The organism is Parabacteroides sp. ASF519 (genome assembly GCF_000364265.2).
In the GTDB taxonomy this organism is placed as follows: domain Bacteria; phylum Bacteroidota; class Bacteroidia; order Bacteroidales; family Tannerellaceae; genus Parabacteroides; species Parabacteroides goldsteinii.
Map to the genome: position 1 here is coordinate 2,711,116 of NZ_AQFV02000006.1, position 17,947 is coordinate 2,729,062.

The 17,947-nt window shown below is 42.6% G+C and carries 15 protein-coding genes; 6 read left to right on the forward strand and 9 right to left on the reverse strand.

Annotated elements, in window-relative coordinates:
- Window positions 1-77: 77 nt before the first annotated feature.
- The 9 genes from C825_RS10560 to C825_RS10600 form a co-directional block, all read right to left on the reverse strand.
- Window positions 78-818 (reverse strand): acyltransferase, encoded by a 741-nt coding sequence (locus tag C825_RS10560; protein ID WP_010802430.1) that lies wholly within the window; start codon window positions 816-818, stop codon window positions 78-80.
- A gap of 6 nt (window positions 819-824) precedes the next feature.
- Window positions 825-2,009 carry a glycerate kinase family protein gene (locus tag C825_RS10565; RefSeq protein ID WP_010802431.1) on the reverse strand — a complete coding sequence of 395 codons (1,185 nt, stop codon included), beginning with the start codon at window positions 2,007-2,009 and terminating at the stop codon, window positions 825-827.
- A gap of 10 nt (window positions 2,010-2,019) precedes the next feature.
- Window positions 2,020-2,241, reverse strand: a complete 222-nt coding sequence (locus tag C825_RS10570) for a DUF3791 domain-containing protein (RefSeq protein WP_007658951.1) — start codon at window positions 2,239-2,241, stop codon at window positions 2,020-2,022.
- A complete protein-coding gene (locus C825_RS10575; protein WP_010802432.1) occupies window positions 2,225-2,743 on the reverse strand; it encodes a DUF3990 domain-containing protein in 519 nt (172 codons plus the stop codon). Before C825_RS10575 ends, C825_RS10570 begins: the two co-directional genes overlap by 17 nt.
- Window positions 2,740-2,970, reverse strand: a complete 231-nt coding sequence (locus tag C825_RS10580) for a DUF3791 domain-containing protein (protein WP_007658949.1) — start codon at window positions 2,968-2,970, stop codon at window positions 2,740-2,742. The genes C825_RS10575 and C825_RS10580 overlap by 4 nt, the downstream gene beginning before the upstream one ends.
- Before the next feature lie 92 nt (window positions 2,971-3,062).
- Window positions 3,063-6,440 carry a preprotein translocase subunit SecA gene (gene secA / locus C825_RS10585; RefSeq protein ID WP_007658948.1) on the reverse strand — a complete coding sequence of 1,126 codons (3,378 nt, stop codon included), beginning with the start codon at window positions 6,438-6,440 and terminating at the stop codon, window positions 3,063-3,065.
- A gap of 172 nt (window positions 6,441-6,612) precedes the next feature.
- Entirely contained in the window at window positions 6,613-8,202 is a 1,590-nt protein-coding gene (locus tag C825_RS10590; protein WP_010802433.1) for an alkaline phosphatase family protein, read from the reverse strand.
- A 33-nt stretch (window positions 8,203-8,235) separates the two neighbouring features.
- Window positions 8,236-9,426, reverse strand: coding sequence for a lipoprotein N-acyltransferase Lnb domain-containing protein (locus C825_RS10595; protein WP_010802434.1), 1,191 nt, complete (start codon window positions 9,424-9,426; stop codon window positions 8,236-8,238).
- A 138-nt stretch (window positions 9,427-9,564) separates the two neighbouring features.
- Window positions 9,565-9,807 (reverse strand): GlsB/YeaQ/YmgE family stress response membrane protein, encoded by a 243-nt coding sequence (locus C825_RS10600; protein ID WP_007658943.1) that lies wholly within the window; start codon window positions 9,805-9,807, stop codon window positions 9,565-9,567.
- Window positions 9,808-10,099: 292 nt separating this feature from the next.
- Between C825_RS10600 and C825_RS10605 the strand changes: the two genes are divergently transcribed.
- The 6 genes from C825_RS10605 to C825_RS10630 all read left to right on the forward strand — a co-directional run bounded on the left by C825_RS10605 (window position 10,100) and on the right by C825_RS10630 (window position 17,882).
- Window positions 10,100-12,454 carry a glycoside hydrolase family 95 protein gene (locus C825_RS10605; RefSeq protein ID WP_228100015.1) on the forward strand — a complete coding sequence of 785 codons (2,355 nt, stop codon included), beginning with the start codon at window positions 10,100-10,102 and terminating at the stop codon, window positions 12,452-12,454.
- A 102-nt stretch (window positions 12,455-12,556) separates the two neighbouring features.
- The gene (locus C825_RS10610; RefSeq protein ID WP_232434128.1) at window positions 12,557-13,285 is read left to right on the forward strand and encodes a type III pantothenate kinase; all 729 of its coding nucleotides are present in this window, start codon (window positions 12,557-12,559) and stop codon (window positions 13,283-13,285) included.
- A complete protein-coding gene (gene bamG, locus C825_RS10615; RefSeq protein WP_007658923.1) occupies window positions 13,272-14,555 on the forward strand; it encodes a BamG family beta-barrel-assembly machinery protein in 1,284 nt (427 codons plus the stop codon). The genes C825_RS10610 and bamG overlap by 14 nt, the downstream gene beginning before the upstream one ends.
- A gap of 30 nt (window positions 14,556-14,585) precedes the next feature.
- Window positions 14,586-15,950: a tetratricopeptide repeat protein gene (locus tag C825_RS10620; RefSeq protein ID WP_010802438.1), complete on the forward strand. Its 1,365-nt coding sequence runs from the start codon at window positions 14,586-14,588 to the stop codon at window positions 15,948-15,950.
- Between the two features lie 2 nt (window positions 15,951-15,952).
- Window positions 15,953-16,618 (forward strand): LPS export ABC transporter periplasmic protein LptC, encoded by a 666-nt coding sequence (gene lptC / locus C825_RS10625; protein WP_007658920.1) that lies wholly within the window; start codon window positions 15,953-15,955, stop codon window positions 16,616-16,618.
- A gap of 7 nt (window positions 16,619-16,625) precedes the next feature.
- On the forward strand, window positions 16,626-17,882 hold the full coding sequence (locus tag C825_RS10630) for a hemolysin family protein (protein WP_010802439.1): 1,257 nt from the start codon (window positions 16,626-16,628) through the stop codon (window positions 17,880-17,882).
- Window positions 17,883-17,947 lie beyond the last annotated feature (65 nt).

Sequence of the window (17,947 nt, forward strand, 5' to 3'; positions counted from 1 at the left end):
GTAATCTGTATACTTCGGAATATCTGTTAATGTACGGCTTGTTACCGGTTGATTATAAAGGAATGCACCGGGAAGTCTTATTTCTCTTTTAAATACTTATTAATACATCTGCGGTCCCAATTTATTCCTCGCTTTATGATTTTGGCGGGGGTACCTGCAATAATCACATTCGATTCATTAAATTCTTTGGTTACGATGCTTCCCCAACCGACAATACTGTTATCGGATATTTTTACATTCTTGCCAACTTTCACATCTTTTCCTATCCATACATGTTTGCCAATTTCTATACTTCGGGCAAAATTTATCGGTTCGCCTTCTAAATCTGTTATTGTATGTGCATCGGTGCACCATATATCGACGCCCCAGCTTAACTGACTGTCATCTCCAATACTGACATGCGAATCATCTTCTTGTAAATATAATGTAACACCATTGATCACTACACGGTTCCCGATATCTACCCGGCAGTTGTTGGCAACCCGCGAAACGCCTGCGCCCAGTCCGGGCAATTGTCCGATGATAAGTTTCAAGCCTGTCATGCCTAAAATAGTAGAACATCGTAGCAGTATCGTTCCCATATTTATACTATTGTTATCTCCTTTTACGATCAAGAGAAATCCGTCGCTGAGCAGTAATTCCTCCGCACTGTCTTCCGAATCGAAACACATTGAAATGTGATTGTTATTTCCTGTGATTGTAATATTGGCCTGGCTGATAATCTGGTTGAATTTTGTGTTTTGAGAAAAAATACAATCAATTCTGTCATGTGGGAAAATGAATGTGATTTCGTTGTTCTCTCCGTTAATATGTTTCATGTCATGCTAAATTTTATGATCTGTATTTATTACTTTCTTGTTTACAAAGATAAGTAGTGTCCGGCAGGTTTGTTCTATTGTTCTCCGGATATTCCGGAAAGCATAATTGGGGTGCATAGCTTCTTCCAAACTAACCGGAGCGGGGTGTATAGGAAAGATTGCGGATAATCCGGCCTGTTGTAATTGTTTGTCCGTTTCTGCATCAGTTTCCACTTGTCCGGTGATGGCGATAACAGGTATATGCTGTGATGCTGCAATGCGGGCGATGCCGACCGGGACTTTTCCGAACAGGGTTTGCCTGTCTATTCTTCCTTCGCCAGTGATGACAAGGTCGGCCTCGCTGATTATTTCTTTGAAATGGATATATTCTGTAATCAGTTCGATACCGGATGAAATCTTTGCCTGAAGGAAAGCTACGCAGCCTCCTCCCATGCCTCCTCCGGCTCCTGCTCCGGGCAGGTCACTGATGTCTCTGCCGGTTGTTTCAAGAATCAGGTCGGCCAGGTGTTTCATCCCTTTGTCGAGTGCTTCGACTTGCATTTCATTGCCTCCTTTCTGAGGACCGAAGATATGGGCGGCTCCTTGCGGGCCAAAGAAGGGGTTGGTCACGTCTGTCGCTATATGGAAGGTACAGGCGGATAACTCGGGAAGCTGGCTCCGGGTGTCGATATGGCAGATAGCAGATAGTACCTTTCCGCCCTTTTCTACTTCGTTGCCGTTATCGTCGGTGAAACGGACTCCTAAGGCTTGCATCATGCCGACACCCGCATCGTTCGTGGCACTGCCGCCCACACCGATGATGAAGTTACGGCAACCGCGATCGATGGCATCGGCTATCAGTTCGCCGGTTCCGTAAGTGGTGGTGTGCATCACGTTTCCTTCTTTCCGGGGAATCAGGTCCAGTCCGCTGGCTGCCGACATTTCGATGACAGCGGTTTGTCCGTCACCGGTTATGCCATAGCTGGCCTGGATGGGTTGCATGAATGGATTATGTACAGGAATCGTAATAACTTGCCCGTGAGTAGCCTGTGTCAGTGCTTCAACAGTACCTTCGCCACCGTCGGCAATGGGAACCTTTATTACTTCGCATCCGGGGATGACATGGTGAATTCCTTCCGCAACAGCTTTCGCTATATCGGAAGAAGAAAGACAGCCTTTAAAAGAGTCGACGGCGATGACAACTTTTTTCATGTTCAATGGCTTATGAACCCTGTTTACCGGTATATTCGATAATCAATTCATCAATGAGGTAGTTATCACTCATGCAGTGCAGATCTCCTATTTTCTGACGTAGATATTGATAGGTATTCGATTCATAAAAAAGCGCTAATGCTCTGCGACTACTGATTCCCAGGCGTTTGGAAAGTCCCATAATAATCCGGGCATATTTCATTTGAAGCAATGTATTATTGGCTTGTGACATCGTTTCTTTCCTCCTTGTTAATGTTAGTAGCATCTATAAAATGCAGATATTTATCTATAAGTGATTGGTTTAACAGACATATCTGATTATTCGGTTGTTCATAACTAAGACGCTTCAAAGCCTCGCCTTTATCAATCAGACCGTTAAAATATAGTTCTATTGTGTTGAATACACGATCGTTGGCTATGCCTCCTTCTATTATGTCATAATCAGACCAACGACGCTCGCCACGCCGGGAAGCCATAACGAAGTCGAGCCAGGTTTCGTTGTAGGTTTCAAATGATAATATCCGGTAATTCCGGCATATTGTTTCATAGTCTAATTCATATTTATTGAGGTATGCGTTCGGTTTGTTGTAAATAATAGCTACCCGTTTGGCCCAGCTAATGGCTTGTTCACATATATCCGTGAGGTAAAAGCCCTTGCCAAAGTCAAGATTGTCAAGGCATACGCCAACTAAAGGATTTTCTACGCAAAGGGTAGAACCATGATATACTATCATTGACTTATTTCTCCTTTCTCCCTGTTTTTCAGGGCTAATATAATATCTTCTGTTATATGTTGCTTGCTTTGGGTATGAAGAACTTCGTAACAGTCGAATAATAAATCATCAATAAGTCCCAGGTTATTTAATCTGGAATAAATATTTTCCGGCAGTTCATTCAACTGTTCCGCAACATTTTCGATACAGAAAACAACGAATTCCATTTTCTTTTCTTCTAATGTCATGGGATTTATCTTTATTGTGATCTGGTGCAAATATAGAAAAAAAGGGCAGCTTTTACAAGCCACCCTTTTCTTATCTGTTATTCTGTCAGGTATTATAAACCTTGTCCGTGACAGTTTTTGTACTTCTTTCCGCTTCCGCAAGGACAGAGATCGTTACGGCCTACACGTTTTTCGGCGCGAACCGGTTCTTGTTTAGGCTGTTGCGGTGCACGTTCTTCCGGATCATTGTTTCCGCTGATGTCGGTTTTCTCCGTACGATAGCGGCTCATGTCCTGGCGTTGTTCCGGACCGGCCTGTTTTACTTCGATACGCTGGCGTTCGGCAGCTTGCTGAGCAGCTTGTGCAGCAGCCTGGCGCTGAGCCATTGCCTGTTTTTCTTCTTCTGTCGGTTCCTCACGTACCGGAATCTGTCCGCGCATCAGGACGGCGGCAGTCTTACGGTTCATGGTGTCGACCATTGTCTTGAACAGGTTGTATGATTCCAGTTTGTAGATCAACAGCGGATCTTTGTTTTCGTAGCTGGCATTCTGTACCGAGTGGCGCAGTTCGTCCATTTCACGCAGGTGTTCTTTCCAAGCCTCGTCTATCGTATGCAGAACGATTGATTTCTGGAATGATTTTGCGATTACCTTGCTTTCTGTTTCGTATGCTTCCTTTAGGTTACATGAAACATTGTACATGCGTTTTCCGTCGGTTACCGGGATCATGATGTTTTCATACATCGCACCCTGGTGTTCGTAAACCTGCTTGATAACCGGGTTGGCTACCTGCGTCATACGTTCCATACGGCGTTTGAATGTCTGCAATGCGTTTTCGAACAATTTGTCTCCCAACTGAGAGGCTTTCATGCTCTTGAACTCTTCTTCGGTGAACGGACTTTCCATTGCGAATGTCTTGAACAGTTCCAGCTTGAAACCTTCATAGTCCAGACCGTCGGAATGTTCTTCGGCGATAGCGGTAGATGTATCGTAGATCGTATTCAATACGTCCAGTCCGATACGTTCTCCCATCAGGGCGTGACGGCGGCGGGTATAGATTACGTTACGCTGTGAGTTCATTACGTCATCATATTCCAGCAAACGTTTACGGATACCGAAGTTGTTTTCTTCCACCTTCTTCTGTGCACGTTCCACTGACTTACTCAGCATATTGTGTTCCAGCACTTCACCTTCTTTGAAGCCCAACTTGTCCATCAGTCCGGCAATCTTGTCGGAAGCGAACAGACGCATCAGGTTATCTTCCAGTGATACGTAGAATACAGAAGACCCCGGGTCACCCTGACGTCCTGCACGACCACGCAACTGGCGGTCTACACGACGGCTTTCGTGACGTTCCGTACCGATGATAGCCAAACCGCCTGCTGCCTTTACTTCAGCCGACAGCTTGATGTCGGTACCACGACCGGCCATGTTGGTTGCGATAGTTACCGTTCCGCTCTGACCTGCCAGGGCAACGATCTCGGCTTCTTTCTGGTGTAACTTCGCATTCAATACATTATGTTTGATCTTACGCAGGGTAAGCATACGGCTCAGTAATTCCGAAATTTCTACGGAAGTCGTACCTACCAGTACCGGGCGTCCGGCTTCAACCAATGCGCTGATTTCTTCGATAACAGCGGCGTACTTTTCGCGTTTGGTCTTGTAGATACGGTCGTTCATATCGTTACGGGCAATCGGACGGTTGGTCGGAATCACTACGACATCCAGTTTATAGATGTCCCAGAATTCACCGGCTTCCGTTTCTGCCGTACCTGTCATACCTGACAGTTTGTGGTACATACGGAAGTAGTTCTGCAAAGTGATAGTTGCGAATGTCTGTGTGGCAGCTTCCACTTTTACACCTTCCTTGGCTTCGATAGCCTGGTGCAAACCGTCTGAGTAACGACGACCGTCCATGATACGTCCGGTCTGTTCGTCGACGATCATAACCTTGTTGTCCATCACTACATATTCATCGTCTTTTTCAAACAATGTGTAGGCTTTCAGCAACTGGTTGATTGTATGTACACGTTCGCTCTTGACAGAATAGTTAGCCAGGATTTCGTCTTTCTTAGCTTGCTTTTCTTCTTCCGTTCCCTTGAAGTTTTCCAACTGGGAAAGTTCGGAAGTGATATCCGGCAATACGAAGAATGTCGGGTCGTCGGAACGGCCGGTCAGCAGGTCGATACCCTTATCGGACAGTTCGATACTGTTATTCTTTTCGTCAATCACGAAGTACAGTTCGTCGGTAGCTTCATGCATGTGGCGCATATTTTCAGACATGAAGTATTCTTCCGTCTTCAACATCTGTGCCTTGATACCTTGTTCGCTCAGGAATTTAATCAACGCTTTGTTACGCGGATACCCCTTGAATGAACGATATAATTGGATAGAACCTTCTTCTACTTCTTTCGGGTCGCTGCTGGCCATTTTCTTTTTGGCTTCGATCAGCAACTTGGAACAAAGGTCTTTCTGTGCGTTTACAACGACTTCCACATTCGGACGGAACTGTTCGAACAACTGTTCTTCGCCACGGGGTATCGGACCGGAAATGATCAACGGTGTACGGGCATCGTCGATCAATACAGAGTCGACCTCATCGACGATGGCATAGTTGTGTTTGCGTTGTACCAGATCGTTCGGACTGATCGCCATGTTATCACGCAGGTAGTCGAAACCGAATTCGTTGTTTGTACCGAAGGTGATGTCTGCATTGTAAGCCGCGCGGCGGGCATCCGAGTTAGGCTGGTGCTTGTCGATACAGTCTACGGAAAGTCCGTGGAACATATAAAGCGGTCCCATCCATTCCGAGTCACGTTTTGACAGGTAGTCGTTCACAGTTACAACGTGTACACCGTTACGGGTCAAGGCGTTCAGGAATACCGGCAGGGTTGCTACCAATGTTTTACCTTCACCGGTTGCCATTTCGGCGATTTTACCTTTATGAAGAACGACACCACCGAACAACTGAACGTCGTAGTGTACCATGTCCCAGGTAATTTCGTTACCGCCGGCCTTCCAGTGGTTCAGGAAGATAGCCTTGTCGCCTTCGATACGGACAAAATCGTGTTTGGTTGCCAGGTCGCGGTCGAAATCGGTAGCGGTAACCACTACTTCTTCGTTTTCCGTGAAGCGGCGGGCTGTTTCCTTCATGATAGAGAATACTTCCGGAAGAGATTCTTCCAGGACCACTTCCATCTTGTCGGTGATAGCCTTTTCAATTTTATCTACTTCTGCCCAGATGGCTTCACGTTCTTCCAGTTCTTTATCATCGATGCCTTTACGGAGGTCTTCCACCTGTTTCCGTTCATCGGCTACATAGTCCTGAATACGTTGTTTGATTTCATCTGTTTTTGCTCTCAACTCATCGTTTGAGAGCTTCTGGATTGACGGATATACGGCCTTGATCTTATCCACGTATGGAGTGATCTCTTTCAGGTCTCGCTGCGACTTGTTGCCGAACAGCTTCGTCATAAATTCATTAAATCCCATGATATATATTAATTTATTTTATTTCGTAAAGTGATTATTTGCTGACGATCGGATTTAATTGATCACCGGAATGATATATCACTATCAAATTCCGTGCCAAAGTAAATACTTGTCAAATTTTGTTTATTCCAGGGATGGGAGGTTAACAATAATACAGTGACCGGTCAAGATCTCATTTTTTGATCGTCAACTCCCAAAGAGGCAAACTCTGGGATGCATTCGGTGGCCGTATCCTCAGCACATGGGTTACCGTGGGGGCTACCTCTGTGGCTTTTACTTCGCGGTAGATATGTTCCGGTTTGATGCCGTTACCCATAAATACCAACGGGGTAATTACTGCGTTATTACGAATTATTTTTACCTTTTCTTTCGGGTTGTCGTTGTTGATGATCCAGCCGGGTTGCAGTTCGATGATCAGGTCGCCACGTTTCAGATGGTGCGTTCCCTGACGGAATTTAACCGTTCCTTCGTTCCATTCACCGGCAAGCAGGGCATGGTCGGTGGTTACATGCTGTACACCGCTGAATTCCATCAGGAATTCGGCTGCTTTATCCTGTATCGTTCTCAGGTCGAGTTTGGCGTCTTCGATAGCTTTGCGGTTCAGGTAAATCTGGTTATTATAGAAACCTTTCACCCAACTGCTTTGCTGCCCGTATATCGCCATCAGATACATGTTAAGCAGGGCGACGCAACGTTTCGGATGGAACTCTCCACCGTTTATCAGCAGTCCGTCCGCATATTCTTCTTCGCTGGTATAATAACCGGAGCCGGTGAATACAACGAGGGTATTAGCCAGGCCGACCTTTTTATCGATGGCATCCAAAAACTGTTCCAGGTCTTTATCCAGCTGATAATACGTATCCTGAATCTCCCGGGTGTAGTCCTTGTTCATGATTCCTTTGTAGTTACCCGCATAATAGGTAACCGACAGCATATCCGGACAACTTCGTGTGCCGAATGCACCGTATTCAAGGAATTGCAGGGCCAGCCGGTTAATCTCTTTATTAATGAAAGGGGTCGTCTTCAGCTTCGGAAAACAATCGTTTGTCTTTTCATTAAATGTATATTTGAAAGGAATATCATCCAATACGTAAGGGAAAGCGTTATACTTGTCCAATGGAAGGGTAGGAGTCCACACCATCTGCTCCAAGCGTGCCGACAAAGATTCCACTCCATTATTATAACGGTCCACATACCAGGGAAGACCTTTATAATAGGTGGTTGTCGCCCATTTCCCGTTCATGTCGTCCATCCAGAATGCTCCGTTTGCCGCATGACCGGCAGAAAGGATTGCACTCTCCGCATCGGGGGCAATGGCATACACGTCGCTTCTGCCTTTGGATGCAATTTTCAGTTCGTCTCCGATTGTGGAGCTGAACATCTTTTTAGGAGAATAATTTTCGCGGGTATAATTACCTATATAATCTTTGTCGTAAAGGATAGAGACTTCTTTATCATTCTCGAAGTCGTAGTATTTACTTCCTGTAACCCCATGGAAACAAGGGTTGCTTCCGGTAAACAACGTTGCGAAGGCACTTGCCTGGTCGATGTCGGAAAATTCGAATTTGATATTGTTGTAAACCAATCCTTCGTTCATCAACCGTTTGAAACCACGTTCACCGAATGTATTGTAGAAATATTCTATATAATCGCCTCTCAGTTGGTCCACGGTGATGCAAACCACAAGTTTGGGGGTACGTTGTTGTGCCTCCAGGTTAGTGACTACCAGGATTGCAATAAGCGACGTTATTATTTTTCTCATCCGATTTTCCATCATATATTCAAGCTATACGCTTCATTTTTCTTTAATTGCCATATTACCCCTGTATATACCGTATCCGGAACGTAGCCAAAGCGTGGCAACAAGCGGGATAAAAGCTATATTTAAGTGTTGCGGAATGAAATACCAACCCGCCAACAGCAGCGTAAGCGTCGCAAAGTTAATAAAATGATAATAATATGCAGCCTTTCCGAACTTTTTTACTGCAAACAAAATAACAGCGATAAGGGCGAAAGGTTGTAACCACACAATCGACCAGTTCGGCCAGATGCAAGGATGAGTCGATATAAAACAAAGGAAGAACAATACCGTACCCGCCAGTCCAGCAAGGAAAAAGAGGATACAATCCACCAGGCGGAAATATGTTTTTTTCTTCCATTCAATGAATGTGATTGCTGCTATCAGCAGGAAAAAAATCATGCTGCATAACATAGGCGTAAACCATATCTTACTGCCATTATTGTCGTCTGTCAGCTGTTCAGCCAACCGGTTTGTCTGTTTTATCAGTTTCCTTTCGCTTCCGTCGGGGTTCACGATTGTTGCTTTTTCGAATTCATCTTTCAGGTAGACTGGGAGAAACATCATTTCGTGCGGAGTAGCCGTCCGGTCGGTCGGGCTTCCGAGTGCCAGGTCGCATCCGAATGTCAGCCAAGGATGATTACGCGTGCAATAATTTATAAGCTCGCGGAATGTTTGAGGTTCGGGCGGGTTGTTATATTGCACTTTCCCGTCTACCTGTTCCTCCACAATGGCAACCGGACGAGTCGCGCAATTGTCGAAAAAGAAATTGTATCGGTAAACGGCGTTTTCCGGTTGTACATTCGTTATCAAGGCATTCCATATCTTATGGGTCTCTTCGGGAGTGAGGTTGAGTACCTGTTCGGTTACTTCACTTCCCCGCATCTGATATTCTATTATATAATGTGAAAAATTATAGGCTGCCAGTTTATAATCGGTTTCTCCTTTTGTAAAACGATAGATGAAGTTGGGTTTTGAGAAATCGAAGATACCATAATTGAAAACTGTATCGAGTTTACGTAAAGTATCTTTTACCCGTATGGCCGTATGTCCGTACACGGTATACACTTCATCGTCGGATGGAGCTGCCGTCAATATGCTTATCTGCGCTTCGTCGCTTAATCCGGTTTGTGCCTTTGCCGGAATCAAGCAAAGGAACAGGAAAAGCAGAAGCAGGTTCTTTTTCATACGATATTTGTTTTTACCGTACAAAGGTAGGGGTTTTGCTTTGAAAATTAAAATTGAGAATTGAAAATTAAGTATTAACTGTAATATATATAGTTGTATATATGATAAAGGTATACTTTTTTCAATTCTCAAGGCTGCTTATTCTCTTTTGAATAGTGAAACGATCCATAGTAAAACGATTGCGCCGATGGTTGACATCACCAGGCTGCCGATCACTCCGTTTACACTCAGTCCCAGCAGGCCGAATAGCCATCCACCTAATACGCCACCGATAATACCGACTATCAGGTTTACAATCAACCCGAATCCACTCCCTTTCAATATTTTCCCGGCCAGGAAGCCTGCCAGGATACCAATAATAATCGAACCGATAATTCCCATAATAACTTAATTTAGTGTTCTGATTAATAAACAAGGGATAGGGAGTTTATGTTTAATTTTCTCCAATTTGAAGCAAATGAACCGAAAAAAGACGAGATTACGCTAATTTGCGAAATCTGTATTATCTACTTTTGCCTCTTTAAAATATTCAATAGGGTATTGGTAGAAGAACCTCTTCAAGAAATTGATGTATATGTAATAAATAGCAATTTAATTTGAAAATCTAAAGATCATGAAAAGTAAAAAGACAAGAAGTGTGATGAACTGTTTACTAATACTGATAATAGCTTTAATGACAAGTCAGGGAGTAATCGGGATGGAGCAGGCAAACCTATTGTGGTATGAACAACCTGCAAATAAATGGATGGAGTCATTGCCTATAGGCAACGGCCGTTTGGGGGCAATGACATTTGGTGGTATTCAGGATGAAACAATCGCCTTGAATGAGTCTGGTATGTGGTCGGGCGAGTTTGATGAAAATCAACAAAAAGTATTTGGACGGAAAAAATTAGACGAACTAAGAAAGTTGTTTTTTGAAGGAAGAATATTTGAGGGTAACCAAATGGCAGGTCATGATTTGGCCGGAACGCCGCATTCGTTTGGTACACACCTGCCAATAGGTGAATTAAAGATGCATTTTACCTATCCGGAAGGAAATATAACAGATTATCGTCGTGCGTTGGATCTGGATAATGCGATCAGTGAAGTTACTTTTAGGGTTGGTACAGTCAATTATAAACGTGAATATTTAGCAACGAATCCTGATGACGTGCTGGTTCTTCGTTTATCTGCTGATGCAAAAAAAGCGGTAACCATGAATTTGTCACTTGATTTATTGAGAGAGTCGGATATCACAGTTGAAAATAATCAATTGATATTTACTGGTAAAGTTGATTTTCCTTTACATGGCAAAGGTGGTGTAAGTTTTCAAGGGAGAATTGCTGTTGTGGCAGAAAATGGATCTGTGGAGGCTGATAAACAAGAAGTAAAGATTAGTAACGCGGATGCCGTTACTTTGTTGATTGATGTGCGTACTGATTATAAGAATCCTGATTATAAAGAACTGTGCATGAAAACAGTAAATGATGTCAGTCGGAAATCATATAAAATACTGAAGCAATCGCATATAGAAGATTACTCCCGTTTGTTTAACCGGGTGGAATTAAATTTAGGTCAGGATACCAATGGTACGATTCCTACAGATGTTCGTTGGAAACAGGTGCTGGAAGGAAAAGTTGATACAAGTTTTGATGCTTTGTATTTTCAGTACGGACGTTATCTGACAATTGCAAGTTCGCGTGAAAATTCTCCGTTACCGATAGCTCTGCAAGGTTTTTTTAATGATAATTTGGCTTGTAATATGGGATGGACAAACGATTACCATCTCGATATGAATACCCAGCAGAATTATTGGGCTTCTAATGTCGGGAATTTGGCGGAATGTAATGTACCCCTGTTTAACTATATTAAAGACTTGTCTGTTCACGGAGCAAAAACAGCCGAGGTTGTGTACGGATGTAAAGGATGGACGGCGCATACTACGGCTAATATTTGGGGGTATTCGGCAGTGTCGGAAAGTATTATTTGGGGATTGTTTCCGACGGCAAGCTCGTGGATAGCGACACATTTGTGGACACAATATGAATATACCCAGGATAAAAAATATCTGGCAGAAGTTGCTTATCCCTTGCTGAAAGGTAATGCGGAATTTTTACTTGATTATATGGTCGTGAATCCGAATAATGGTTACCTGATGACCGGTCCGAGTATTTCTCCGGAAAACTGGTTCAAGCTGGACGGGCAGGAAATGGTTGCCTCCATGATGCCCACCTGTGATTTGCAATTGGTGCGTGAAATTTTTACCTCTTGTATCCAGGCGTCTGATATTTTGGGTGTCGATAAAACTTTTGCGGAGAATCTGGAAGCGGCGCTTACTAAACTACCTCCCATTCAGCTACGTGCTAATGGCGCTATTCGTGAATGGTTTGAAGATTATGAGGAGGCGCACCCGAACCATCGGCATACATCCCATCTGTTGGCTTTATATCCGTTCTCACAAATAACATTAGATAAAACTCCCGAACTGGCAGTTGCAGCCCGTAAAACCATAGAAGCTCGCCTTAATGCAGACAATTGGGAGGATACGGAATGGAGCCGGGCCAATATGATTTGCTTTTATGCCCGTCTTAAAGATTCGGAAGAGGCTTATAAAAGTGTGAAGACATTACAGGGAATGTTGTCGCGTTCGAATCTGATGACTGTTTCACCGGGCGGAATAGCCGGAGCTCCGGATGATATTTACTCGTTTGACGGAAATCCCGGTGGTACGGCCGGTATGGCTGAAATGCTAATACAAAACCATGAAGGTTATGTTGAGTTTCTGCCTTGTTTACCGAAAGCGTGGGAAAAGGGGGACTTCAAAGGCCTTTGTATCCGTGGAGGTGCTGAAGTTGATGCCCGGTGGGATAATTCTGTGCTCGAGTATGCCTCATTGAAAGCTACAGCTGATAATACTTTTTCCATAAAATTACCTGCGGGAAAAAATTATACGGTAATATTGGATGGAAAGCCGGTTTCTGCAAAACCGGATGTTAATGGAATAATCTCTGTTAATATGAAAAAACGTGATGTATTAGTGATTAAATAACCGAACTCTGAAAGATATCTTCAAAGAAATTTAGCAGGTTGTCCCTTGGTTATGCATGTTATTTCACCAATTTTGCTTTTCTTTGCGGAAAATTTCAGTCACGTGAATTTAATTATAGAACAAGGAAACACCTCTTCAAAAGTTGCGGTATACAACAAGAAGCACATGGAAGCCTCTTTTGTATATAAGAAATTCGATGTTGATGAATTGGAGTCTCTCTTTGGGAAATACGATTTTAAACATGGAATATTGTCGACTGTGATAGGCAAAAATGAAGTGCTGAATGATTACCTGCGTGGTAAGCTCCGGCGCTTTATCTTTTTGGATGAAACTGTAAAGTTGCCTATAACGGTTCAATATGAAACGCCCGAAACTTTGGGAAAAGACCGGTTGGCTGCGGCTGTCGGTGCCAATTACCTGGAACCGGGAAAAGACCTGCTTGTCATTGATGCTGGCACAGCAATTACTTACGAATTGATCGAGGCCTCGGGGGCTTATCTGGGAGGGAATATCTCTCCGGGAATGACTACCCGTTTCAAGGCTTTGAACTTTTATACAAAAAAACTACCTTTGGTGACGGAACAGGAGGAAGTCCCTTTATTGGGTACCAATACCGAGAGTGCTATCCAGGCAGGAGTAGTGAATGGGATAGTCTACGAGATGGACGGGTATATCGAGAAGTTACGGATAAAATATCCTAACCTTTTGGTTTTTTTAACAGGCGGTCATTCGTTTTATTTTGAAAGCCGACTAAAAAACTCCATCTTTGCAGACATTAATTTAGTGTTGACAGGATTAAACAGAATCTTAGAGTATAATGTTGAAGATTAATAAGCTACTAATAGCAAGCATTCTTATATTGACACAGTTGTCGCTAGCGGCACAAAATAATACTAACTCGCCCTATACCCGTTTTGGGTATGGTGAATTAGCGGATCGTTCATTCGGAGCCGGACGGGCAATGGGTGGCGTTGGTTTCGGATTAAGATCGTCGAAACAGATCAACCCGATGAACCCGGCATCGTACAGTTGTATGGATTCATTGACATTTTTGTTTGATTTTGGTGCTTCAGGTCAGCTTTCATGGTTTGATGACGGAGTCAATAAACAGCACAATATTAATGGGAATGTGGAGTATATTGCAATGCAGTTCCCGATACATAAACGTATTGCGATGAGTGTGGGTATTTTACCTTACTCATATGTCGGATATAGTTTTGGTGCCCGGAGAACATCTGAAGGTGGATTTAATTATGTGGAAACATTTAATGGTTCCGGCGGATTAAACGATTTGTATGCAGGTTTGTCTATAGATATATGGAAGAAGCGTCTTTCTGTCGGAGCGAATGTCGGATATCTTTTTGGAAACATCAAGCATGAACAGAGTTCTATTGTAGGACAGGGTTCAGAACGGAACACGATTCGTAATCAGAATCTGGAAGTACGGGATATAAAACTGGACTTTGGTGTTCAGTATACCCACCCGATCAGTAAAACAGAAAATGTTACATTCGGGTTGGCCTTTTCTCCAAAAAACCGTTTGAATGCGACTTATATTAATATGACTTATGCGGCAACCAGTTCCGGTTCTGCCGAGATCGTAGCTTCGGATACGACAAAGAGTAAAGCATTTGATATACCGAACTCGATTGGTTTTGGTGCATCATATGTGAAAAATAATAAGATGACATTAGCTGCGGATGTACTGTATGAAACATGGGATAAAGCGTATTATGATGATTCAAAAGATAGTTTTAAGAACCGTGTTCGGGTTGCAGCCGGAGGCGAGTTTATTCCAAATTATCAGAATCGTAATTTTTTCGGTCGGGTAAGATACCGCGCAGGTGCCCATTATAGCAATTCCTATCTGATGATAAATAATACAGATGATGCAGCATATAAAGGTAATGGCTATAATGAATATGGTGTGAGTGTCGGTTTTGGATTACCGTTGGTTGATAACCGTTCGTTGGTAAATGTGTCTTTTGAATACACGAAGATTAACCCAAGTGGTAAAAACATGATTGATGAACAGTATTTCCGTTTTACTGTTAATTACACATTCAATGAAATGTGGTTCTGGAAGAAAAAGGTAGATTAATTTAAATTGCTAACTTAAATTAAAACAGATATGAAAATAAAGGTATTATTAATTGCGGCTGCATGCTCTATGGGAGCACTAGGCGCGTATGCACAGAAAGGAGTAGATAATGGAACACAATTTGGATCTGGTGAGGACAGTATCCGTTGTATAACCAATATCAGCTTGTTCGTTCCTTATGCTAAGGCAGGGAATTTTAAGGATGCATATGATTTTTGGAAAATTGTTTACGATGAATGTCCTGCTGCAACAAAGGATATTTATCTGCATGGTGTAAAGATCATGGCATGGAAGATTGCCAATGAAAAAGATCCGGCAAAGAAAGCTGCTTTGATCGATGATCTGATGGGAGTATATGACAAACGTGTGAAATATTTCGGTGATGACAAACGTTATGGTAAAGACTGGATCGTTTCCCGTAAGGCACAGGATTATATCCAGCAGATGGGAGATAAAGCCGATTATAATAAATTGTATAATTGGTTGGGTGAAATCATCAACGAATATGGAGACAATACGGAAGCATTAGGTGTTTCTTTGTATATGTTTGCTTCTTACCAGAAGATGGCTGATGATCCTAATCACAAAGGACAATATGTTGAAGATTATCTGAAAGCATCTAAAATCCTGGATACTCAGTTGCAGGCTGCACAGGCTGCTAACAATGAAAAAGAAGTTAACAACCTGACAACATTCAAAACCAGTGTGAACGGTGCGTTTGCAAACAGTGGTGCTGCCGATTGCGAAACATTGCAGAACCTGTATGCTCCGAAAGTTGAAGAAAGCAAGAGTGATCTGGCTGCTTTAAAAGAAATCGTTTCTCTGTTGAGACGTGTTCGTTGCCAGGAAATCGATGCATTCTTTGCAGCAGCAGCCTATGCTTATGAACTTGAGCCGAGTGCAGATGCCGCTATCGGTATCGCTAAACGTGCTGTAAAGAATAAAGAATATGACACAGCTGTCAAATATTTTGAAGAAGCTGCCAATATGGAAACAGACCCTTCTTCAAAAGCTGAAGATTATTATATGATCGCAGTGATTAATCTGGATCAGAAAAATTATTCAAAAGCAAGGGAATATGCAAAGAAAGCAGCAGCTACAAATACTAGCTATGGTCAGCCGTACATCCTGATTGGCCAGATGTATGCTGCTACAGTTAAGAATGTATTTCCGAATGACGGTGTTTTGGCAAGAGCTGCCTACAATGTGGCAATCGACCAGTGGGAAAAAGCAAAACAGGTTGATGAAAGCTGTGTAGAGGAAGCTAATAAATTGATCGGTACTTATCGTGCTCATTTACCTTCTACAGAGGAAATTTTCATGCATCCGGATCTGGAAAAGGGTAAATCGTTTACTGTAGGTGGTTGGATCGGTGAGACAACAAGAATCAGATAATTATGACGGAAACGCGTTTTCTTTGTAAAACGAACAAATATGGCATAACAACTACTTTCGCGGTAGTTGTTATGCTTCTTTTATTTATGGCTTCCTGTGGCAAGGAGAATAAAGAAGTGGTGGAAGTAACCTTCGATCCGGAAAATACCTATACGCTGAGAACGACCGATGTCTCCAGTCTTATCTCTGATTCCGGTATCACCCGTTACCGGATGAACGCGAAAGAGTGGTTGGTGTTCGGAAAAGCCAAGGAGCCTTACAGCTATTTTCCCCAGGGTGTTTACGTGGAGAAATTTGATTCCTTGTTTAATGTAGAAGCAAGTGTAAAAGCAGATACTGCTTATTATTGGGATAAGAAAGGGCTGTATAAGCTGATTGGTCATGTGAGTATATTAAGCCAGGAAGGTAAAAAGTTGGATACTTCAATACTGTATTTCGACCAGAAAGAAGACCAAATTTACACAGATGAATACTTTGAGCTGGAAGAAGGGGATAAGATTATCACCGGCATCGGATTTAAGTCGAACCAGAACATGACGAAATATAAGATATTTAATTCGCAGGGAACATTTCCTGTCAGCGATACAGCACGTGATACTTCGCGTGTGAATACTGCAACCGGCGATTCTGTGGCTGTGAATATAGCAAAGCCGGATTCAATAAAATAGAACTGATGTGAATGCATTAACGTACATATTGATTTCATTAGCCTTTTCCGCTTTTTTTTCCGGCATGGAGATCGCATTTATTTCTTCTAATAAGTTGCGGCATGAACTGGATAAAAAGAATAAGAATATGGCCGGTAAGATATTGGATATTTTTTACCGGAATCCAAACCTGTTTATATCAACGATGCTGGTGGGTAATAATATCGCACTGGTTGTCTATGGTTTACAGATGGCAATTGTTCTGGAACCGTTTATCGCCCGTTTCGTTGATAATGAGGCTCTGATTGTTCTTATTCAGTCTATTATCTCGACACTCCTGATATTGTTTACAGGCGAGTTTATCCCGAAGACGATTTTCAAATTGAATCCAAACTTTTCTTTGAATTTGTTTTCGGTTCCTTTGTTGATCATATACATTATATTATATCCTATCTCGAAGTTTTCGGCACTGATTTCTTATCTGATACTGAAATTGGTGGGTGTAAAGAATATTACTCAATCGAGCAGGCGTACTTTAGGTAAAGTGGATCTTGACTTCTTTATTCAGCAAAGTATCGAAGATGCTCCTCTGAACTCAGATATGGATACGGAAGTGAAAATATTTCAGAATGCGCTTGATTTTTCCAATGTCCGTTTGCGCGATTGTATTGTTCCCCGTACGGAGATTGTCGCCTGTGACAAGACTGTCAGTATGGAAGAACTTCGTTCTAAGTTTATTGAAACGGGGTTGTCAAAGATATTGATCTATAACGAAAATATAGATGATATTATCGGATATATCCATTCATCGGAATTATTTAAAAATCCGGAAGACTGGACACAGAGTATAAAGACTGTTTCCATTGTCCCGGAAACGATGGCGGCCAATAAGTTGATGAAGGTGCTGATGCAGGACAAAAAGAGTCTGGCTGTGGTTGTGGATGAATTTGGCGGTACAGCGGGGATTGTGACGCTGGAGGATCTGGTAGAGGAGATCTTTGGAGAGATAGAGGATGAGCATGATATGAAATCATACGTAGCTCGGAAAGTTTCGGACGATGAATACCTGATATCCGGTCGTATGGAGATCGATACTCTCAATGAAAAGTTCAATCTTGAGCTCCCGGAATCAGACGATTACGTAACGATTGCCGGATATATCCTGCATTTCTACCAAAAATTTCCTAAATTGAATGAATCAATCGTAATTGATAAATATACTTTTAAAATCATAAAAGTAACGGCAACGAAAATAGAACTTGTGCGAATGAAAGTAGGCAATTGATGAAAAAAAGTGGAATAAAAGATGTAACAAATCCTTTTTTTCGTATCTTCGTGCCCTTAAACTGT